Genomic DNA, 19407 nt, shown 5'->3' with positions numbered 1-19407 from the left:
GCGCGGCCGGGGTGGCGTCGGCGGCGGCCTCGAACAGCCCGTGGAACGTGGCGGGAGCCAGCTCGACGCTCTCGCCGGCCCATTGGCCGAGGACGAGCTCGCGCTCGCTCTCGCTGAGGACGTCCACGTCCCCGATCCGGACCGACGGGTCCGCCGCGACGGCCTCCAGTACGGCGACGAGCCGCGCGCCCAGGGCCTGCGCCGTCGCGCGGTCGAACAGGTCGACCGCGTACTCGACGCTCCCCGCCAACCCCTCCTCCGACTCCGCGAGCGTGAACGAGAGGTCGAACTTCGCCGTGTCCAGCCGGACCGGCTGCGTCTCGACGGCGACGCCGGGCAGCACCAGCCGGTCCGACGGGATGTTCTGCAGTTGGAAGGAGACCTGGAACAGCGGGTGGCGCGCCATCGAGCGCTCCGGGTTGATCGCCTCGACGAGGCGCTCGAACGGCACGTCCTGGTGGGCGTACGCGGCAAGCGCCGTCTCCCGTACGCGCCCGAGCAGTTCGCGGAAGCTGGGCTGCCCCGAGAGGTCGTTGCGCAGCACCAGGGTGTTGATGAAGAAGCCGACGAGGTCGTCGAGCGACTCGTCCGTGCGTCCCGCGATCGGCGAGCCGAGCGGGATGTCCTCGCCGCCGCCGAGGCGGTGCAGCAGGGTGGCGAGTGCGGCCTGGAGGACCATGAACAGGCTGGTGCCGCTCTCGCGGGCCAACTCCTCCAGCCGGCTCCGCAGTTCGCCGGACACGCCGAACGGCACCGTCTCGCCGCGGTAGCTCATCAGGGCCGGGCGGGGCCGGTCGGTGGGGAGCGGCAGTTCCTCGGGCAGGTCGGCCAGCGCGGTGCGCCAGTAGTCGATCTGCCGGTTGAGCTCGCCGGCCGGGTCGTCCTCGTCGCCGAGTAGCTCCTGCTGCCACAGGGTGTAGTCGGCGTACTGGACCGGCAGCGGCGCGAACTCCGGTGCGCTGCCGCCCAGTCGGGCCGCGTACGCCACGGACAGGTCGCGCGCCAGGGGCGCCATCGACCAGCCGTCCGCCGCGATGTGGTGGACGACGACCAGCAGCGCGTGGTCGTCCTCGGCGAGGGTGAACAGGTGGGCGCGCAGCGGGATTTCGGCGGTCACGTCGAAGCCGGTGGCCGCGGCCCCGGAGAGTGCGGCGTCGAGCTCCTCGGCGCTGACCTCGGTGCGGTGCAGCCGAGGACGGGCGGCGGCGTCGGCGGCGTCGAGGACCAGTTGCTCGGGGTGCCCGTCGGTGTCGGGGAAGAGCGTGCGGAGGGCCTCGTGGCGGGCGGTGACGTCGCCGAGCGCGTCGGCCAGGGCGCCGGCCGACAGCCGGCCGCGCAGGCGCAGCGAGAGGCCGAGGTTGTAGGTGCCGCTCGGGCCGTCGAAGTGGCCGAGGAACCAGAGCCGGCGCTGGGCGTGGGAGAGCGGGACCCGGGCTGGTCGGGCCTGCGGGCGCAGGGCGGCGCGGGCGCCGGCGGCGCCGGTCAGGGCGGTGGCGAGCGCGGCGACGGTCGGCGCCTCGAAGAGGGCGCCGACGGTGAGTTCGGCGCCGGCCTCGGTGCGGATCCGGCCGACCAGGCGGGTGGCGAGCAGGGAGTGGCCGCCGAGGTCGAAGAAGCTGTCGTCGGCGGAGACCGACTCCAGGCCGAGCACCTCCGCGAACAGCCCGGCCAGCAGCAGCTCCTGGGCGGTCTCCGGGGCCCGGCCGGTGCTCGCGCCGAAGTCGGGCGCGGGCAGGGCGCGCTTGTCGAGCTTGCCGTTGGCGGTCACCGGGAGCGCGTCCAGGACGAGGACGGCGGCGGGGACCATGTAGTCGGGCAGCGCGGCTCCGACGTGGGCGCGCAGTTGTGCGGGGTCGGCCACCGCGCCGGCGGGCGGCACGACGTAGCCGACGAGCCGCTTGTCGCCGGGCCGGTCCTCGCGGACGAGCACCGCGCTCTGGGCGACGGCCGGGTGGCCGAGCAGCGCGGCCTCGACCTCGCCGAGCTCGATCCGGAAGCCGCGGATCTTGACCTGGTCGTCGACCCGGCCGAGGTAGTCGAGCTCGCCGTGGGCCGTCCAGCGCACGAGGTCGCCGGTGCGGTACATGCGCGAGCCGGCCGGACCGTACGGGTTGGCGGTGAAGCGTTCGGCGGTCAGGCCGGGGCGGCCGAGGTAGCCGTGCGCGAGGCCCTCGCCGGTGAGGTACAGCTCGCCCGCGACGCCCACCGGAACGGGCCGCAGGCCGGCGTCCAGGACGAGCACCCGGGTGTTGGTGATCGGGCGCCCGATGGTGGGCGCGCCGGCGCCGGGGACGAGCGGCGCGGACATGGTGGCGCACACGGTGGACTCGGTCGGGCCGTACGCGTTGACCATGGCGCGGCCGTCGGCCCAGCGGGCGACGAGCTCGGCCGAGCAGGCCTCGCCGGCGGTGACCAGCGTCATCCCGGCGGGCAGCGTGGCGTCGCCCATGGCGGCGAGCACGACCGGCGGGAGGGTCGCGTGGGTGACCCGCCGCTCGGCGAGCAGCGCGGCCAGCGGCTCGCCGGCGGCCAGCCGTTCGGCGGGCGCGAGGACCAGCGCGGAGCCGTTGACCAGGGTGGTCAGGATCTCCCACATGGAGGCGTCGAAGCTGGGCGAGGAGAACTGGAGGACGCGGTGCCCGGCGCCGCCGCCGAACCGCAGCCGGTGGGTGGCGGCCATGCTGGCGACGCCGCGGTGGCTCACCACGACGCCCTTGGGGCGGCCGGTGGAGCCGGAGGTGTAGATGACGTAGGCGGCGTCGTGCACGGTCAGCGGCCCGGCGGCGAGCGGCTCGGCGGGCAGCTCGACGGTGTCCAGGAGCAGGCGCGGGGTGTCGTCGTCGGCGGGCAGCGCGGCCTGCAGCGCGGTGCTGGTGACCACCAGGCAGGGGCGCGCGTCGTCGAGGATGTAGGCGATCCGCTCGGCCGGGTAGGCCGGGTCGACGGGCAGGTAGGCGGCGCCGGCGCGCATCGCGGCGAGCAGGCTGACCACGGTGTCCACGCCGCGCCCGAGGGCGACCGCGACGGTCCGGCCGCGGCCCGCGCCGCGCTCGGCGAGCAGCGCGGCCAGCCGGGCGGAGCGCTCGTCGAGCTCGCGGTAGCTCAGCTCGGTGCCCTCGTGGAGGAGGGCGGGGGCGTCCGGGGTGCGGGCGGCCTGGGCGGCGAACAGCGCGGGGGTGGTGGCGGCGGGGACGTCGAGGGCGGTGTCGTTCCACTCGCCGAGGATCCGGGCGCGCTCGGCGTCGCCGAGCAGGTCGACGGCGCCGACGCGGACGGCGGGGTCGGCGGTGACGGTCTCGACCAGGCGGCGCAGGCGCTCGCCGAGCACCCGGACGGTGGACTCGTCGAACAGGTCGCGGGCGTACTCGAACCCGCCGGTCAGACCGGCCGGGCGGCCCTCGGCGTCGAAGCGCTCGGCGAGCCGCAGCGACAGGTCGAACTTGGCGGTGTCGGTCTCCAGGTGGCGGATCGCCGTCTCCAGGCCGGGCAGCTCCAGCAGCGGCGCGGCGTTGTCCGCCAGCGCCAGGGTGACCTGGGCGAGCGGGTGGCGGGCGAGCGAGCGCACCGGGTTGAGCACCTCGACCAGGCGCTCGAACGGCACGTCCTGGTGGCCGTAGGCGGTGAGGTCGAACTCGCGGACGCGGTCGACCAGTTCGCGGAACGTCGGGTCGCCGGAGACGTCGGTGCGCAGCACCAGGGTGTTGACGAAGAAGCCGACCAGCTCGTTCAGCGCCTCGTCGGTGCGCCCGGCGATGACGGTGCCGACGGGGATGTCGTCGCCCGCGCCGACGCGGTGCAGCAGGGCGGCGAGCGCGGCCTGGGCGACCATGAAGAGGCTCGCGCCGGAGTCCTGGGCGAGTGCGAGCAGCCGCCGGTGGGTCCCGGCGTCGAGCTCGAAGGCGGTCCGCCCGCCGCGGTGGCTCGCGACGGCCGGGCGCGGACGGTCGGCGGGCAGGGCCAGTTCCTCCGGCAGCCCGGCGAGGGCCTGCTTCCAGTGCTCGATCTGCCGGGCGAGCAGGCTCTGCCCGTCCCGCTCGTCGCCGAGCAGCTCCTGCTGCCACAGCGTGTAGTCGGCGTACTGGACGGGCAGCGGCGCGAAGCGCGGGGCCTCGCCGCGCAGTCGGGCGGCGTAGGCGAGGCTGAGGTCGCGGGTGAAGGGGGCGACCGACCAGCCGTCACCGGCGATGTGGTGGACCACCAGCAGCAGCACGTGCCGCTCGGGGGCGAGCGTGAACAGGTGTGCGCGCACCGGGACTTCGGTCGCCAGGTCGAAGCCGAGGGCGGCGGCGCCGGCCAGCAGCTCGTCCAGGGCGTCCTCGTCGGCGACCTCGGTGACGTGCAGCGCGGGCCGCGCGTCGGCGGGGTCGAGCACGTGCTGGTGCGGGGTGCCGTCCAGGACGGGGAAGACGGTGCGCAGGCTCTCGTGCCGGGCGGCGACGTCGGCCAGGGCGGTGCGCAGCGCGTCGGCGTCGGGGCGGCCGGTGAGCTCGACGGTGAGGCCGTCGTTGTAGGCGGCGCGGCCGCTGCCGCTCTCCATCTGGTTGAGGAACCAGAGCCGGTTCTGCGCGGCGGACGGTGGCATCCGCTCGGGGCGCGGGCGGGTGGTGAGCGCGGTGCGGGCGGCCGGGGCGGGCACGGCGGCGGTGTCGGCCGCAGTGTCGGCCGCGGTGGCGGGGCCCAGGCCGAGGGCCTCGGCGAGGGTCGCGACGGTGGCGTGCTCGAAGACCGTGCGCAGGGTGAGTTCGGCCTTCAGCTCCTTGCGGATCCGGCCGATCAGGCGGGTCACCTGGATCGAACTGCCGCCGAGGAGGAAGAAGTTGTCGTCGATCGAGCCGATCTGCTCGTCCAGCACCTCGCTGAACAGCCGGCACAGCGCCTCCTCGGCGTCGGTGCGCGGCGCGCGCGCGGCGGCCGGAACGCTCGGGCCGTCCGGAGTCCCGGCGGCGGCGGGGGTGCGCGAGGGCAGCCCGGCGGTGTCCAGCTCGACGGAGTCCACGCGATCGGTGGGCGCGGCGCCGGCGAGGCGATGCAGGAAGTCCAGGAAGGTGGCCTGGTAGGCGGTCAGCTCCCGCTCCCCGTAGAGGGCCGGGTTGGCGTGGAACTCGACCTCCAGGCCCGCGCCGGTGCCGCGGTCGTAGACGATGAACGAGATGTCGTCGGTCGGGCCGATCGAGACGTTGTGCGCGCGGGCCGGGTGCCCGCCGAACCACAGGTCGTAGTCGAACATCATGATGTTGACGTGCGGGCCGACCAGCCGGCGGTCGTCGGCGAGCATGCCGAGGTCACGCCGCAGGTCCTCGAACTGGTAGCGCTGGTGCTTCATCGCGGCGCGCATCTCGCGCGAGACCGCGGTGAGCAGCTCCCCGACGGTCGCGCCGGGATCGACGGCGACGCGCAGCGGCAGCACGTTGGAGACCATGCCGGGCACGCTGCGGGCGCTCTTGCCGAGCCGGGTGGAGACCGGCAGGCCGAGGACGACCTCGGGGGATCCGGTGAGCCGGCCCAGCCACAGGGCGACGGCGGCGATCAGCACGGGCGGCCAGGTGACGCCGACGCCGCCCGCCAGCTCCCGCAGCCGCTGCGTCTCGGCCGGGGCGAGGTGGGCGGTGCGCCGGGCCGGCGAACCGGCGAGGCCCGGCCGGTCGCCGCTGAGGCCGACCGGCTCCGGGCAGTCCCGCATCCGTTCGGTCCAGTACGCGCGGTCGGTGGCGAAGCGCTCCGAGTCCCGGTACTCCTCCACCGAAGCGAGCAGCTGCGCGAGCGGCGCGAAGGGGCTCTCCGGGACGTCCTCGCCGGCGGCCAGGGCCGAGTACACGGCGGCGGTGCGCTGGGCGACCATGGTGACGGTGTAGCCGTCGGCCAGCAGGTGGTGGTAGCGGTACAGCCACAGGTGGCGGTCCTCGGCGACCTTGAAGAGCGCGAACAGGAAGAGCCGGTCGTGCTCGACGTCCAGCGGCCGGGCGAAGTCCTCGGCGATCCAGGCCTCGGCGGCCGCCCGCGGATCCTCCCGCGCGCTCACGTCGACGACGTGCAGCCGCCAGTCCAGCTCCTCGGCCGGCACGATCCGCGCCACCGGTCCGGTCGGCGTCCCGGTGAAGCGCGACCGCAGCGTCTGGGCCTCGCCGACCACCCGGCGCAGCGCCTCCTCGAACAGCCCCGGGTCCACCGGTCCGTCGATCTCCAGGACGTCGCCGATGTTGAACATGGTGTTCTGCGGATTCAGCTGCTGCGCGTACCAGACACCCGACTGGGCGGCGGTCAGCGGCAGCAGGACACCCTGGAGGTCGGACACGGCCACACACCCTCAATACTTTGACGAAAACCAACCGGAAACCATGTCTAACAGCGGCCCGGAAGCCCGGACAACGACGCTTGCAGAAAGCTGCCACGCGGTGGCGGCCGATTGGTGGCGGATCGGCCGCGTGCTAGCGTCGCGGCATGAAGGAGAACGGCACGAACGAGTCCGGGCCGACCCCTCCGGAGGGGGAACTGGTCGACCGCTACATGCCGGAATGGCATTTCCGCGAACACCACTGGGTGGCCGTCACCGCGCCCCCGGAGGAGGTGCTGGCTGCGGCCCGCGAGATGACCTGGAGGGAGGCCCCGGTGGCCCGCTTCCTCCTCGCGTTCACCAAGAACAAGCTGCGCCCGGACGGCCGGGTCCTGGACGACTTCGCGATGGGCGGCGAGACCGTACTCGCCCTGTCCGACGCTGAGTTGGTGTACGGCGGCATCGGCTCGCCGGCCGGTCCCGTCACTCCGGAGCGGCCGATGGCCGAGGTCTTCAGGGACTACGCCGAGCCGGGCTGCACCAAGGTCGTCTTCACCCTGCGCTGCGCCGGCGGGGTGCTCTCCACCGAGACCAGGATCCTGGCCACCGACGACGCGGCGAAACGCAGTTTCGGGCGGTACTGGAAGGTCATCCGCATTCCCAGCGGGATGATTCGTCTCGCGCTCCTGGCGGCGGTCAAGAAACGCGTCGACGGAACGGCCTGAAGGGCCCCGGGCATTGCGCCCGGGGCCCTTTGCTTTCGGGCCAGTCCGTTCTTCCCGCGCTCAGCCCCGGGCGTCCCGGACGAGCTCCACGAACCGGCCCGCCGTCGAGTTCCGGTAGAAGTCCTGGGTGGTCACCTTGGGAAGTCCCTGGTCGCGCATTTCCCGGAGCACCCGGATCACCAGCAGGGAATTCCCGCCGAGCTCGAAGAAATTGTCCGTCGGCCCGACCTCGGCGCCGAGCGCGTGGCTCCACAGCTTGAGGACCTGCTCGGTCAGCGGATCGTTCCGGCCGGCGGTCTCCGCGGGGCCGGCCGGAGCCGGGGCGCCCGGCGCCGGCAGGGCGGCGGTGTCCACCTTGCCGTTGATGGTCAGCGGGATCGCCGGCACCGCGGTGACCGAGGCGGGCACCATGTACCCGGGCAGCACCCCGCGGGCGTGCGCGAGGACGTCGGCCGGGGCGGCCGTGCCGCGCAGCGCCACGTAGGCGTCGATCCTGGCGGTGGCCGCGTCGCCGGGGGTGTCGTGGTTGAGCACGGTGGCCGCGCCCGTCACGTCGGGGTGGCCCAGCAGCACGTTGCGGATCTCGTCCAGCTCGATCCGGTGGCCGCGCACCTTGACCTGGCTGTCCAGCCGCCCCAGGTGGTCCAGGGCGCCGTCCGGGCGCAGCCGGCCGCGGTCGCCGCTGCGGTAGATCCGGCCGCCGCCGTACGGGTCCTCGACGAACCGCCGGGCGGTCAGCTCCGGCTGCCCGAGGTAGCGGTCGGCGACGCCGGCGCCGCCCACCCAGATCTCGCCGGGCACGCCGACCGGCAGCAGTCGGCCGCGCGGGTCGCGCACCGACAGCGACCAGCCGGGCAGCGCCGGGCCGACCTTGCGGCCGGTGGCGAGCACGTCGGCCGGGGTCACGGTGTGCGCGGTGACGTGCACGGTGGTCTCGGTGATGCCGAACATGTTGACCAGCCGGCAGGCGGTGGGCGAGTGCCGGGCGAACCAGGGGGCGAGCATCCGCACGTCCAGCGGCTCGCCGCCGAACACCACCAGGCGCACGGCGAGCGCGTCGGCGGGCGCCGGCCGGTCGGTCTCGACCAGCTGGGCGAAGGCGGACGGTGTCTGGCTCAGGACGGTGACCCGCTCGCGGACCAGCTGGGCGTGGAACAGCTCCGGGTCCCGGGTGGTCCAGTGGTCGACGACGACGAGCCGGCCGCCGGTGAGCAGGCAGCCCCAGATCTCCCACACCGAGAAGTCGAAGGCGCTGGAGTGGAACAGCGTCCACACGTCGTCCGGGCCGAGCCGCAGGTCCCCGCGGGTGGCCTCGACCAGCGCGGCGACGTTGCGGTGCGGGATGACGACGCCCTTGGGGCGGCCGGTGGAGCCGGAGGTGTAGATGACGTACGCGGGCGCGGCGCCGTCCTCGGCGCGGGGCGCGGCGGCCGGGGCCCCGTCGCCGAGCGCGCGCAGCTGCGCCGGGGTGACGACGCGCACGCCGTCCAGGTCCGCCGGGAGGCCCTCGCCGGTGCCGATGACGACGGTCGCGCCGGCGTTGCCGACGGTGTAGCGCAGCCGGTCCTCGGGGTAGCGCAGGTCCATCGGCACGTAGGCGCAGCCCGCCTTGAGCACGCCGAGCAGGCTGATCACCAGGTCCGCGTCGCGCTCCAGGGCGACGCCGACCATCGAGCCGGGGGCCGCGCCGAGGGCGCGCAGCCCGGCGGCGGTGCGCTCGGCGAGGGCGTCCAGCTCGGCGTACCGGAGGAAGGTGTCGCCGGCGGTGAGCGCGACGGCGTCGGGCCGCTCGCGGACCACGTCGGCGAAGAGCCCGTCGATCGTGCGCACGGCGGACGCGGCGCTCCCGGCCGGCGGGGTGACACCGAGGGCCAGGACGTGCTCCGCCTCGGCCGGGGTGAGCAGTTCGACGTTCTCCAGAGCCCGGCCCGGGTCCGCCGCCAACTGCCGTGCCACATGGGCGACGTGGTCGGCGAACCGGGCGGCGACGACCGGCGCCAGCTCGCTCGGCCGGTAGCGCAGCACCCCGGCCGCCGTGCCGTCCGCGGCCACGGTGAGGTGCAGCAGGCCGGGCAGCACGGGCGCCAGCTGCGCCACCCGCCACTGGCCCGCGCGGGCCTCCTCGACCAGGACGCCGATCCCGCCGAGGTCGAGCACGCCGCCGCCGTAGGCGGGCCGTCCGGCCAGGTACGCGGCCACGTCCTGGGCCTCGTCCACCGGCAAGCCCGTGCCGTACCGGGCGAGCACCAGGGCGGCGGCGCCGACGAGCAGCGCGGCGTCACCCGGCAGGTCGTCCGGCAGCGGGAGCTCCGTGACGGCCCCGGCGGCGGCCGGCTCACCCAGGCCCCACTCCAGCGCGACGGGCGCGCCGGGCGCGGCAGCCGGTCCGGGCGTCGCCTCGGTGAAGGTCAACTCCGCGCCGTTCACGGCCAGTTCGTGCCGCGCGACGAGCACCAGGTCGGCCGCGTCGTCGGCGTAGCGCAGCAGCACCGCGCGCAGCGGCGGCCCGCCCGCCCGCAGCGGGCGCTCGGCCTCGCGCCGGGCCCGGGCGGCCGCCCGCGGGTGGCCGGCGGGCAGCTCCACCCGCTCCTCCCACAGCGGCAGGTCCGCCAGCTCGGCGCGGGCCCGGACGGCGGCGGTGCGCAGCCGCTGCGCCAGCTCCCCGGCCTCGACGGCGCCCGGCAGCCGGAGCACCAGGCTGTGGCAGGACGCGGCCTGACTTCTCGACATGGACGGACACTCCTGACATGGGGCGGAAGGGACTGCGGGCGTGCGGGCGGTCAGCGGGCGCTGAAGCCGCCGTCGACGGTGAGCGTGGTCCCGGTGACCTGCCGGGAGTCGTCGCCGGCCAGCCAGAGCGCGGCGCCGGCGATGTCCTGCGGTTCGATGAGGGCGTTCATCGGCTGCGCCTGGACGAAGATCTCCTCGTGCTCGTCGACGGCGACGTCGAGCGAGCGGGCGATCTCGGCGAGCATCCGGCCCTCGTGCAGCGGGTCGTCGCGCACCGAGCCGGGGCACAGCGCGTTGATCCGGACCCGGAAGGGCGCGTAGTCGAGCGCGGCGGCCTTGGTGAGGCCGATCAGGCCGTGCTTGGCCGCGACGTACCCGGCGAAGTGCCGGTAGCCGACCAGCCCCGCGGTGGAGGCGACGTTGATGACGCTGCCGGAGCGCTGCTCGACCATGGCGGGCACGACGGCCTTCATCATCCGCCAGGCGCCGGTGAGGTCGATGCCGACCATGAGGTCCCACTCGTCCTCGGCGATCTCGTGGACGGCCTTGCCCGAGGGGGCGGCGATGCCGGCGTTGTTGAGCAGCACGTCGACGGTGCCGAAGCGGTCGAGCGCCTGCTCGGCGGCGCGGGTGACGTCGGCCGGGTCGCGGACGTCGGCGGCGACGGTGTGGACGGCCGCGCCGTGCGCCCGGCAGAGCTCGGCGGTGTGGGCCAGCTGGCCCGGCGAGCCGAGCGGGTAGGGCACGCCGTCGAGGTCGCCGGCGACGTCGACCAGCACCAGGTCGGCGCCCTCGGCGGCGAACCGGACGGCGCACGAGCGGCCCAGGCCGCGGGCGGCGCCGGTCACGACGGCCGTCCGGCCGCTCAGCCGGCCGGTGGTGGTGGGCGCGGTCACGAGACGGCGCCCGAGGCGACGGCGAGCGCGGCGGCGACGGCGTCGACCACCGGCAGCGGGGACTCCGTGAGGTACATGTGGCCGCCCTCCGGCTCCACCAGCCGGAACCCGGCGGTGGTGGCGGCGCGCCACTCCCCGGCCTGCTCGCGGGTCACCAGGGTGTCCCCGGTGGCGCGCAGCGAGGTGATCGGGGTGCGCAGCGGCTCGTCCGTCGCGGGCCGGTAGTTCTCGTGCATCTCGACGTCCGCGCGCAGGATCGGCAGCAGCAGCTCGCGCATGTCCGGGTCGGTCAGCGCGTCGTGCTGGTAGCCGGCGAACTCCTGGACCCGGGCGAGGAAGGCGTCGTCGTCCAGGCCGGTGGCGCGGCGGGTGCGCGGGGTCCACGGGCCGGGCGAGCCGCTGACGAAGAGGTGGACGAGTTCGACCTCGGGCTGCTGCTCCAGCCTGCGGGCGAGCTCGAAGGCGAGCACGGCGCCGAGGCTGTGCCCGAAGAGCGCCACCGGCCCGCCGGCCAGGTGCGCGATCCTCGGGGCGAGCGTGGCGGCGGCGGTCGCCGCGTCGGTGAACGGCTCGTCGACGAACAGCTCCTCGCGGCCGGGCAGTTGGAGCGGGACGATGCGCGGGGCGTGCGAGGGGAGGTTCTTCCACCCGCGGTAGAAGCCGGCGCCGCCCCCCGCGAAGGGCAGGCACACCAGGGAGTGGGTCATGAGCGGCATCGCTTTCTGGGAAGCTGCGTGGTGGCCGGGGGGCGTGGCGCCCGCGGGCTGCCGGACGTCCACGCTGTCATCGGGCCCCGAGCGCGGGCAACGGGCGTTGCAGATTGCTGCCAACGCCCGCCGCCCGCGGGGCGCGTCCTTGGGATCAGGCGGCGTTCATCGCGTCGGCCAGGGACTTCGGCCGCATGTCGGTCCAGTGCTCGTTGATGTAGTCGAGGCAGGCCTGGCGGCCCTCCTCGCCGAACACGGAGGTCCAGCCGGCCGGGACCTCGGCGAAGGAGGGCCAGAGCGAGTGCTGGTTCTCCTCGTTGACGAGGACCAGGTAGCGGGCGTCGTCGTTCTCGAACGGGTTGCTGGCCATGGTGGGCCCTTCCTTCGGTGGTTGGTGGGTCAGGAGACCTTGGGCGACTGCAGGCGCTGGACGAAGTCGGGCAGCCGGTCCACGCCCCAGTACTTGTCGAAGCCGCAGATGAAGAACGGCACGCCGAACACCCCGTCGCGGTGCAGGGAGCCCAGGGCGGCCATGCCGAGCTCGCGGATCTGCGGGTCCGCGTGGGCCCCGGCCAGCGCCTCCGGGTCGGCACCGATGGTCTCGCCGATCTTGCGCATGGTGTCGGGCTGCGAGATGTCCTCGCCGCGCTCCCACCGGGTGCGGTACGTCTCGGCGATGAACTCCCGCCCCGCGCCGAGGCGTTCGGCGGCCAGGTAGGCGAGGTGCGAGACCTCCCAGCGCGGTGCCGGGTCGACCGGCCAGACCATCTCCAGATCGCGCGCCCGGGCCAGGCGCCGGACGTCCTGCAGGATGTAGAGGTGCTTCTCCTTGGACATCGGGACGTACGGGAGCCGGATGTTGCTGCGCTCCAGCTCGTCCTGCGCCGGGAGGTCGGGCTCCCAGAACGGCAGCCACTCGATGCGTTCGGCCTCCAGCGGGTGGTGGTCGACCAGGTCGCGGTAGGCCATCCAGGAGTAGGGGCTGCGGAAGGAGAAGTACCAGCGCGGTGCACGTCGTGCCATCGCCGCCTCCAGCCTTTCTGAACCGGTGGTTCGAACTGCCCGGCCTGCCGGGCTAGATGGTGATGCCGCCGTCGATCTGGAGGACGGCTCCGGTGATGTACGCGGCCTTGTCCGAGACCAGGTAGGCGACCAGGTCGGCGACCTCCTCCGCGGTGCCCATGCGGCGCAGCGGGATCGAGGTCAGCGCCTCCTTGCGGGCCTTGTCGTTCATCGCGGCCACCATGTCGGTCTCGATGAAGCCCGGGGCGACGGCGTTGACCCGGATGCCGGCCCGGCCGCTCTCCTTGGCCAGGGCGCGGGTGAAGCCGATGATCCCGGCCTTGGAGGCCGAGTAGTTGGTCTGGGTGCCGTGGCCGTAGACCCCGGCGACCGAGGAGATGTTGACGATGGCGCCGCCGCGGCGCTTCATCATGCCGAACACCACGGCGCGGCAGACGTGGTAGACGCCGTCCAGGTTGGTGTCGATGACCTGGCGCCACTGCTCGTCCTCCATCAGGACGAGCGGGTTGTCGCGGGTGATGCCGGCCGCGGTGACGGCCGCGGCGACCGGGCCGAGCCCGTCCTCGGTGGCCTCGATCCAGGCCCGCACGGCGGCGCCGTCGGCGACGTCCACCCGGGTGCCGGTGATCCGCACGCCGTGCTCGTCGCCGGTCTTCTCCAGGCTGCGCGCCGCCTCGTCGTCCGAGCGGTAGCAGAAGGCGACGTCGAAGCCGTCCCGGGCGAGTGCCGTGACGGTGGCCCGGCCGATGCCGCGCGAGCCGCCGGTGACCAGGGCGACCCGGTTGGTGGTGTCCGACATGGTGGTGCTCTCTCCTCAGACGGTGGCCGGGCGCAGCGCCTCGGCGGGGCGGAAGGCCATCACGATCCGGCCGACGGTCATCACGGGTTCGCCGGCCGAGCGGGTCCCGCCCTCGAACAGCACGGTGTCGTCCACCCGGCGGTCCAGCCGGACGACGTGCTCCAGGACCTCGCCGGGCAGCACGGGACGGTGGAACTCGACGCCGGTCATGCCGCCGAAGAGCATCACCTGTCCGCTCAGCACGTCCGGGTTGGGGTCGTCCCAGGTGGCCAGGACCCCGGCGGACTGGCACCAGGACTCGACCAGCAGCGAGGGCGGGTAGGCGAAGTCCTCGGCGGGGGTGTCCGCGCCGAGCTCCTCGTACCAGGGCTCGTTGCAGGTGACGGCCTTGAGGGCGGTCAGCCGCTCGCCGGGGACGACGTCGACGACGCGGTCCACCAGGAGCATCGGGAAGCGGTGCGGCAGCCGGGCGCGGATGTCGCGCTGCCCGATGGCGCCCCCGACGGAGAAGCCGGTCATGCCGCCACCTCCGCGAGGGCGTAGCGCAGGCGGACGCTGGCGGCCGGGCCGCGCCCGGTGGCCAGCTTGGCCCGGCACTGCCAGTCGCCGGCCGCGGTCCGTTTCCACTCCATGGCGATCGACAGCTCGTCGCCGGGGAAGACCGGCCCGGTGAACCGGGTGGACTCCACGGCGGCCAGCGCGGCGCCCTTCGCGTCGGCGGGCAGGGTGGCGAGCGCGCCCTGGTGGGTGCACTCGACCAGGCAGACGCCGGGGAAGATCGGGAAGCCCGGGTAGTGGCCGGGCAGCACGGTCTCGGTGTCCGCCACCCGGAAGCGGGCCGCGGTGCGCAGCTCGTCGGCCGCGGGCAGCACCTCGACCGCGCCGGCGAGCGGGCCGGCGGCGGGCATCAGGCGGCCTTCGCCGCGTCGAGCCGGCCGAGCAGGACGTCGTGGGCGTTCTGCAGGGTGGTGATCTGCTTGAGGGCCGACTCGGGCAGCTTCACGCCGTACGTCTTCTCCAGCACGACGACGATCTCCAGGGCCATCAGCGAGTCGACCTCCAGGTCGTCGATGAAGTGGGCGTCGTCGGTGACCTCCTCGGCGTCGACGTCCAGCACCTGGGCGACCACAGCGCGGAGTTCTTCCTTGTCCAGCACGGTTGCCGTTCCTTTCGGAGGGTTCGGGGCTCAGCGCAGGCCGAGCAGGGCGCAGCCGACGGTGCCGCTGCGGTCCACGGAGGTGATGACGCCGATCCGTCCGGCCGCCTCGGCCGGGTGGTCGGCCGCGTACGAGAGCAGGGCGGTGGCCTGGAAGGCGGCCGCGGCCGCCCCGGTGTCGCCGATGAGTCCGGTGAGCGTCAGGTCGGCGTGGCCGTCGGCGCCGAGCACCTCGCGGACGGCCTCGGCCTCGCCGCGGCCCTCGCGGCCGGGCGCGCCGGAGCGCGCCACCGCGACGACCTGCTGCGGTGTGACGCCGGCCCGCTCCAGCGCCGCGCGCAGGGCGGCGGCCAGGACGGGGGCGGGGTCGCCGTCGAGGACGACGCGCAGTTCGACGCCGAGGAGTTCGGCCAGCACCGGCTGGTCCGGGTCCTCGGGGGCGTACGGCTCGACGAGCAGCATCGCGCAGCCCTCGCCGAGGGCGGGCGCGCCGGCCTCGGCCGGGTCGCCGCTGTGGTGTTCCAGCCAGGACCGGGCCTGGCTGAACTCCTCGGCCGCGCCGCACAGGACGGTCCGGGCGCGGCCGGTGCCGAGCAGCCGGCGCGAGTAGTTGAGCGCGTGCAGGCCGGCGGTGCGGCCGCCGGCGATGGTCGCGTTCGGGCCCTTCAGCTGGTACCAGATGGCGCTCTGGCCGGCCGCGCAGTTCATCACCGTGTTGGGGAAGCGCGCGGGGTCGACGAAGAAGGGCTGTTCGCCGGTGAGCGAGTCGCGGGTGAAGTCCATCATCGACTGGGCGCTGCCGGTGGTGGTGCCGAGGGCGAACGCGGCGCCCTCGCCGGTGCCGACGGTCCGGTTGCGCGGCCCGTCGTCGAGCAGCGCGCCGACGGCGGTGACGGCCAGGCCGGTGACCCGGTCCATCGAGCGGGTGCCCTTCTTGCCGAGCACCTCGCGGATCGAGAAGCCGGGCACGACGTGGCCGGTCCCGTCGGGGGTGGTGCCGTGTTCGGCGCCGAGCGCGGTGACGGTGCCGCGGCGCTCGCGCAGGCCCTCGGTGAAGGCGGTGCGGCCGATGCCGTAGGGCGACACGGCCGACCAGGCGGTGATCACCGGGCGTCCGGTGCCCGTGGTGAGGGTGGTCATGACCGTCACCGGTTCCTTTCCGTAAAGGGGTCAGTGGTTCGGAGCGTTCAGAGGAAGACGACCATCCGGTACTCGCCCCAGCGCGCCGCGGTCGCGCCCGCCGGGGTGAGCTCGACGCCGTCGACCAGCGGCAGCGGGGAGCGCAGCGCCGCGATGTCGGGCTCCTCGACGAGCACCCGCACGCCCGCGCCGAGCAGCGTGCGCAGGCCCTGGCGGGGGTTGGTGAGTGTGTCGACGGTGCGGTTGCCGATCCGCAGCGGCGGCGGTGCGGCGTCCAGGGCGTAGCCGGCGGCGGAGCCGCGCAGCAGGACGTCCAGGCCGCCGAGTCGGCCGTGCGGTTCGGTGACGAGGTGCAGCCCGTCGAAGAACTGCTGGTCGAGCGCGCCGCGGTAGCCGCGTTCGACGACGGCCAGCACCCGGCCGCCCGTCGGGCCGCCGTCCGTCGCGGCGCCGTCGGTCGCCGTGGTGGCCATCAGATCACCCCCATCAGCAGGGTCTTGTCCGCAGCGGCGACGTTGGCGGCGTAGCCGGCCGGCGGGCGGAGCACGACCTGGGGGAGGTGGTCGACGGCGCCGCGGTCGCTGCAGGACCGGCAGCCGTACCAGTGGAGCCGGTCCGGGTGGGCGGTGAGCAGCTCCTCGGCGAGCGCGGCCAGGGAGGGGCGCTCCCGCTCCCGGTCGGCGAGGTCGGCGAGGTCGGCGAGGTCGCGCGGCTCGTCCGGGCCGGGCGGCTTGCGGGTGAGCAGGGTGGCGTAGCCGCAGGTCCACACCTGCACGGTGGCACCGCGCTCCAACAGGGCCTGGGTCAGCCGCAGCGCGGTGGTGACCTGGTCCGACGCGTGGGGGGCACCCATGAGGGTGATGAGCACGTCCGTGTGCGGGATCCGTCCGGCCACCTCAGTGCCACACCACCCGGACGGCCGGATCGAGGATCCAGCCCGCCACGACGTCCATCCCGACCACCCGGAGCTCGGGGCGCAGCGCCGCGCCGTCCAGGCCGTGCTGGGCCAGCGAGAAGCTGTCCGCGGCGAGGACCCCGCCCTCCTCCTGGAAGCGGTCGAGGTCGGAGTCGCTGCCCGGGACGGCGAGGACGACGCCGTCCTGGACGAGGAAGAGCAGCGCCGACTGCCCGGTGAGCACCTGGGCGACCGCGTCGCGCCGGAAGCCGGTGTCCTGGGCGACGCGGCCCTGGCTCTCGATGAGCAGCAGGCGAGGGGTGGACCCCTCCCAGACCTCGCTCACCGCGGACGGAACCTTCTCGCTGAGCTCACTCACGCCGACCGCACTCCGTTGACGGCGTCGAGCACGCGCTGGTCGAAGCTCACCAGGCTCCAGTCGCGGCGGTTGCCGATCACCGCGTAGCCGTGCACGATGCGGCCGGTCGCGGTCTTGACCAGCGCGCCGTCGCGCAGCACGTAGAAGTCCATGCGGGAGGTGTAGGTGAAGTCCTTGAAGACCTCCTCGACGGTGTACACCGTGTAGAGGTCCTCCTCCATCAGCGCCTCGTCGAGGATGCGGATGTCGGAGCGCGGCACGACCGGGATCCACCTGCGGTCGTCCAGCAGGGTCTTGATGGAGATGCCGCGGTCCGCGACGAAGCGGTCCTTGCCCTCCTCCATCAGCCGCAGGTAGCCGGACATCTGGATGCGCTCGGTGAAGTGGCAGTACGGGTACGGGATGTTCCACTTCCACGCGTACGCGTTCTGCCCGGCGGTCAGCGAGGCGAGGATCTCCTCCTCGGCGGGGGCGGCGGTGGCGGCCGCGCGCTCCAGGTCGTCGCCGAGCTTGGCGACGGCGAAGCGGGCGAGCAGCGCGGGCACCTCGCCGGCCGCCTCCAGGTAGGTGTCGATCCGCAGCGAGACGCGGACCTTGGAGGTGACGGCCTTGAGGACCTCGCCGTCGCGCTCCACCCGGATGACGACCTTGAGGCCGATCGTGCCGTCCTCGTCCTTGGTCCACGGCACGACCTCGGCGTCGGCCACGTCGTCCATGTGGAAGGCGTGCAGGATGCGGGTGTCGATCGAGACGAGGTCGAGGCCGAGGCCGTGCTCCTCGTAGAGCGCGCGGGCCGGCAGGCCGGCCTGCCGGAAGTGGTCGAGGACGGCCTCCTCGACGAGGTAGTTGACGTGCTTGAAGCCGATCCAGGTGCAGATGTTGGAGCCCTCGTAGCGGGGGCGGACCTGGGTGGTGGTGGAGGTGGTCAGCAGCGCCTTGACGGCGGTGTCCGTGACGAGGGTCATCGCTGGAGCTCCAGGGCGGTTGGTCGGGCGTGGCCGTCGGACGGCGACAGGCCCGGGACGGTGTGGACGAACTCGGCGACGGCGGCGGCGAACCGCCCGGGCGCGTCGAGCATCGGGAAGTGCCCGCAGCCGGGCAGGACGAGGGAGCGGGCGTCGGGCAGGGCCCCGGCGAGCGCCACGCCCTCCCCGGGCGGGGCGGCGAAGTCGCTCTCGCCGGCCAGCACCAGGGTGGGCAGGGCGAGCCGGCCGGCCGCCAGCGTGGGCGTGCGCAGGTACAGGTCGAAGAAGCGGAACCAGCCGTACGGGCCGACCCGTTCGCGCACCCGCTCGCCCATGGCCCGCCGCAGGTCGGCCGGGACCCGGCCGCCGGAGTGGGCCCGGATCCCCTCCTCCATGATCAGGTGGAAGTCGTTCAGGTAGTAGCTGATGGTCTCCCAGTCGAACTGCTCGGCGCGCGAGCGGTAGAACGGCGAGACCAGGACGAGCGCGCGGACGCCGTACTTGCGCGGCGCGTCCACGCCGGCCCGCAGTTCGCGGTCCAGCAGGTCGAGCAGCACGTTGGCCGCCATCGAGTGCGCGACGACGACCTCGGCGCCGCCGGGCACCGACTCCAGCGCCTGGGCGAGCCGGCCGGCCAGGTCGGTCTCGGAGCCGAGGCCGGCGATGGTCTCGGTGCGCCAGGGCATCCGGGCGGTCCACAGCCGCAGGCCGTCCGGCAGTTCGGGGAGCGCGGGCTCCCAGACGCTGTCGTTGGCGGCCAGGCCGTGCAGCAGCAGCACGCGGGGGCCGGTGCCGTCGGTGCGCCGCTCGACGGAGACCGGGCGCAGGTCGGGCTCGCTCGCCACCGTCGTCACGCCGCTTCGGGGGCGAGCACCAGCAGGTCGGCCCGCGCGTCGTCGTCGGCCCCGCCGGTGACGGCCCGGACCGGACCGGGCTCGCCGGCGTCGAACAGCCCGACCGCCGCGGCCACTTGGAGCAGCCCGGACGCACCGGAGGCCTTGCCGAGGTGCGCGGGCAGCTCCCAGCGCAGGCCCCGCTCGTCGGGCGCGGCGGCGCCGCGGCGGTAGCCGCCGAGCACCGCGCGGACGGTCGCCGAGCGGGCGGCCGCGGCCGCGCGGGACTCGACCACCAGCGCCGCCCCGCCGTCGACGGCGCGCTCGCCGCCGAGCAGCCGGCGCACCACCTCGTTGTCCGGCTCGACGCCGAGCACGAGGACGCGCTCGGCCCGGCCGGCGTTGATCAGGGTGGTGGCCCAGTGCAGGGCGTCCAGGCCGGACGTCTCGCCGTTGCAGACCATCAGGTTGGGGCCGCGCAGCCCGTAGCGGATCGCCGCCGAGGAGGCGATGACGTTGCTGGAGGCGTTCGGCAGGTCCATCGGCGAGGTGGCCGTGACGGTGCCCTCGCGCAGGGTGTCCAGGGCGCGGGCGACGGTGTCCAGGTTGCCGAAGTTGGAGCTGGCGACCACGCCGACGCTGCCGGCCGGCACGGTGATGCCCGCCTTCTCGTCGGCCCCGAGCAGCCCGGCGTCGCGCAGTGCGGCGGCGGTCAGCGCGTAACCGAGCTGGGTGGCCCGGTCCTTGTAGCGCAGGCCCTTCTTGCCGACGTGCGCGGCCGGTTCGACCGGGGCCCCGCCGGGGGCGGGCCCGTCGGCGAGGGCGCGGACCGTCTCGGTGCCGGGCAGCAGCACGGCGGCGCCGGTGACCACTACGTTCATGCGCCCG

At 74.6% G+C, this 19407-nt stretch carries 18 protein-coding genes; 1 reads left to right on the top strand and 17 read right to left on the bottom strand.

Annotated features, from left to right (window positions below; translation table 11 throughout):
* Window positions 1-6292 (bottom strand): non-ribosomal peptide synthetase (locus PUR71_RS15245; protein ID WP_329927527.1); only part of this gene is annotated, 6292 nt, incomplete at its 3' end.
* A gap of 146 nt (window positions 6293-6438) precedes the next feature.
* On the opposite strand from PUR71_RS15245, the gene PUR71_RS15240 reads away from it, so the two are divergent.
* Entirely contained in the window at window positions 6439-6996 is a 558-nt protein-coding gene (locus PUR71_RS15240; RefSeq protein WP_329927526.1) for a hypothetical protein, read from the top strand.
* 60 nt (window positions 6997-7056) lie between these two features.
* Here PUR71_RS15240 and PUR71_RS15235 read toward each other — a convergent pair whose 3' ends face one another.
* The 16 genes from PUR71_RS15235 to PUR71_RS15160 all read right to left on the bottom strand — a co-directional run bounded on the left by PUR71_RS15235 (window position 7057) and on the right by PUR71_RS15160 (window position 19400).
* Window positions 7057-9726, bottom strand: coding sequence for a non-ribosomal peptide synthetase (locus PUR71_RS15235; RefSeq protein ID WP_329927525.1), 2670 nt, complete (start codon window positions 9724-9726; stop codon window positions 7057-7059).
* 50 nt (window positions 9727-9776) lie between these two features.
* On the bottom strand, window positions 9777-10622 hold the full coding sequence (locus tag PUR71_RS15230; RefSeq protein WP_329927524.1) for a mycofactocin-coupled SDR family oxidoreductase: 846 nt from the start codon (window positions 10620-10622) through the stop codon (window positions 9777-9779).
* Window positions 10619-11329 (bottom strand): thioesterase II family protein, encoded by a 711-nt coding sequence (locus tag PUR71_RS15225; protein ID WP_443077453.1) that lies wholly within the window; start codon window positions 11327-11329, stop codon window positions 10619-10621. The genes PUR71_RS15230 and PUR71_RS15225 overlap by 4 nt, the downstream gene beginning before the upstream one ends.
* 154 nt (window positions 11330-11483) lie before the next feature.
* Complete coding sequence (locus tag PUR71_RS15220) at window positions 11484-11699, bottom strand: MbtH family protein (RefSeq protein WP_329927522.1); 216 nt, start codon at window positions 11697-11699, stop codon at window positions 11484-11486.
* Between the two features lie 29 nt (window positions 11700-11728).
* Window positions 11729-12352: a 2-hydroxychromene-2-carboxylate isomerase gene (locus tag PUR71_RS15215; RefSeq protein WP_329927521.1), complete on the bottom strand. Its 624-nt coding sequence runs from the start codon at window positions 12350-12352 to the stop codon at window positions 11729-11731.
* A 52-nt stretch (window positions 12353-12404) separates the two neighbouring features.
* A complete protein-coding gene (gene fabG, locus PUR71_RS15210; protein WP_329927520.1) occupies window positions 12405-13151 on the bottom strand; it encodes a 3-oxoacyl-[acyl-carrier-protein] reductase in 747 nt (248 codons plus the stop codon).
* 15 nt (window positions 13152-13166) lie between these two features.
* Window positions 13167-13670, bottom strand: a complete 504-nt coding sequence (locus PUR71_RS15205; RefSeq protein ID WP_443077451.1) for a 3-hydroxyacyl-ACP dehydratase FabZ family protein — start codon at window positions 13668-13670, stop codon at window positions 13167-13169.
* Complete coding sequence (locus PUR71_RS15200) at window positions 13667-14059, bottom strand: 3-hydroxyacyl-ACP dehydratase FabZ family protein (RefSeq protein WP_329927519.1); 393 nt, start codon at window positions 14057-14059, stop codon at window positions 13667-13669. The genes PUR71_RS15205 and PUR71_RS15200 overlap by 4 nt, the downstream gene beginning before the upstream one ends.
* Window positions 14059-14307 carry an acyl carrier protein gene (locus PUR71_RS15195; protein WP_329927518.1) on the bottom strand — a complete coding sequence of 83 codons (249 nt, stop codon included), beginning with the start codon at window positions 14305-14307 and terminating at the stop codon, window positions 14059-14061. Before PUR71_RS15195 ends, PUR71_RS15200 begins: the two co-directional genes overlap by 1 nt.
* A gap of 30 nt (window positions 14308-14337) precedes the next feature.
* Window positions 14338-15447: a beta-ketoacyl synthase N-terminal-like domain-containing protein gene (locus PUR71_RS15190; protein WP_329927517.1), complete on the bottom strand. Its 1110-nt coding sequence runs from the start codon at window positions 15445-15447 to the stop codon at window positions 14338-14340.
* Window positions 15448-15494: 47 nt separating this feature from the next.
* Window positions 15495-15920: a hypothetical protein gene (locus tag PUR71_RS15185; protein WP_329927516.1), complete on the bottom strand. Its 426-nt coding sequence runs from the start codon at window positions 15918-15920 to the stop codon at window positions 15495-15497.
* Window positions 15920-16342 (bottom strand): hypothetical protein, encoded by a 423-nt coding sequence (locus PUR71_RS15180; RefSeq protein ID WP_329927515.1) that lies wholly within the window; start codon window positions 16340-16342, stop codon window positions 15920-15922. Before PUR71_RS15180 ends, PUR71_RS15185 begins: the two co-directional genes overlap by 1 nt.
* Before the next feature lies 1 nt (window position 16343).
* Window positions 16344-16721: a hypothetical protein gene (locus PUR71_RS15175; RefSeq protein WP_329927514.1), complete on the bottom strand. Its 378-nt coding sequence runs from the start codon at window positions 16719-16721 to the stop codon at window positions 16344-16346.
* On the bottom strand, window positions 16718-17686 hold the full coding sequence (locus PUR71_RS15170; protein ID WP_329927513.1) for a hypothetical protein: 969 nt from the start codon (window positions 17684-17686) through the stop codon (window positions 16718-16720). Before PUR71_RS15170 ends, PUR71_RS15175 begins: the two co-directional genes overlap by 4 nt.
* Window positions 17683-18540: an alpha/beta fold hydrolase gene (locus tag PUR71_RS15165; RefSeq protein WP_329927512.1), complete on the bottom strand. Its 858-nt coding sequence runs from the start codon at window positions 18538-18540 to the stop codon at window positions 17683-17685. Before PUR71_RS15165 ends, PUR71_RS15170 begins: the two co-directional genes overlap by 4 nt.
* Window positions 18537-19400 (bottom strand): beta-ketoacyl synthase N-terminal-like domain-containing protein, encoded by an 864-nt coding sequence (locus PUR71_RS15160; protein WP_329927511.1) that lies wholly within the window; start codon window positions 19398-19400, stop codon window positions 18537-18539. Before PUR71_RS15160 ends, PUR71_RS15165 begins: the two co-directional genes overlap by 4 nt.
* Between the last annotated feature and the right edge of the window lie 7 nt (window positions 19401-19407).

Source organism: Streptomyces sp. SP17BM10 (assembly GCF_036322405.1).
Lineage (GTDB): Bacteria > Actinomycetota > Actinomycetes > Streptomycetales > Streptomycetaceae > Kitasatospora.
Note: the sequence above shows the minus strand (reverse complement) of the source record. Positions and strands in the feature narration are given on the sequence as shown.

Coding starts and splice junctions, on each gene's coding strand:
- PUR71_RS15200 (WP_329927519.1), bottom strand. CDS start 14,059: ATGCCCGCCGCCGGCCCGCTCGCCGGCGCGGTCGAGGTGCTGCCCGCG.
- PUR71_RS15190 (WP_329927517.1), bottom strand. CDS start 15,447: ATGACCACCCTCACCACGGGCACCGGACGCCCGGTGATCACCGCCTGG.
- PUR71_RS15185 (WP_329927516.1), bottom strand. CDS start 15,920: ATGGCCACCACGGCGACCGACGGCGCCGCGACGGACGGCGGCCCGACG.
- PUR71_RS15160 (WP_329927511.1), bottom strand. CDS start 19,400: ATGAACGTAGTGGTCACCGGCGCCGCCGTGCTGCTGCCCGGCACCGAG.
- PUR71_RS15240 (WP_329927526.1), top strand. CDS start 6,439: ATGAAGGAGAACGGCACGAACGAGTCCGGGCCGACCCCTCCGGAGGGG.
- PUR71_RS15235 (WP_329927525.1), bottom strand. CDS start 9,726: ATGTCGAGAAGTCAGGCCGCGTCCTGCCACAGCCTGGTGCTCCGGCTG.
- PUR71_RS15170 (WP_329927513.1), bottom strand. CDS start 17,686: ATGACCCTCGTCACGGACACCGCCGTCAAGGCGCTGCTGACCACCTCC.
- PUR71_RS15205 (WP_443077451.1), bottom strand. CDS start 13,670: ATGACCGGCTTCTCCGTCGGGGGCGCCATCGGGCAGCGCGACATCCGC.
- PUR71_RS15215 (WP_329927521.1), bottom strand. CDS start 12,352: ATGGCACGACGTGCACCGCGCTGGTACTTCTCCTTCCGCAGCCCCTAC.
- PUR71_RS15220 (WP_329927522.1), bottom strand. CDS start 11,699: ATGGCCAGCAACCCGTTCGAGAACGACGACGCCCGCTACCTGGTCCTC.
- PUR71_RS15225 (WP_443077453.1), bottom strand. CDS start 11,329: ATGACCCACTCCCTGGTGTGCCTGCCCTTCGCGGGGGGCGGCGCCGGC.
- fabG (WP_329927520.1), bottom strand. CDS start 13,151: ATGTCGGACACCACCAACCGGGTCGCCCTGGTCACCGGCGGCTCGCGC.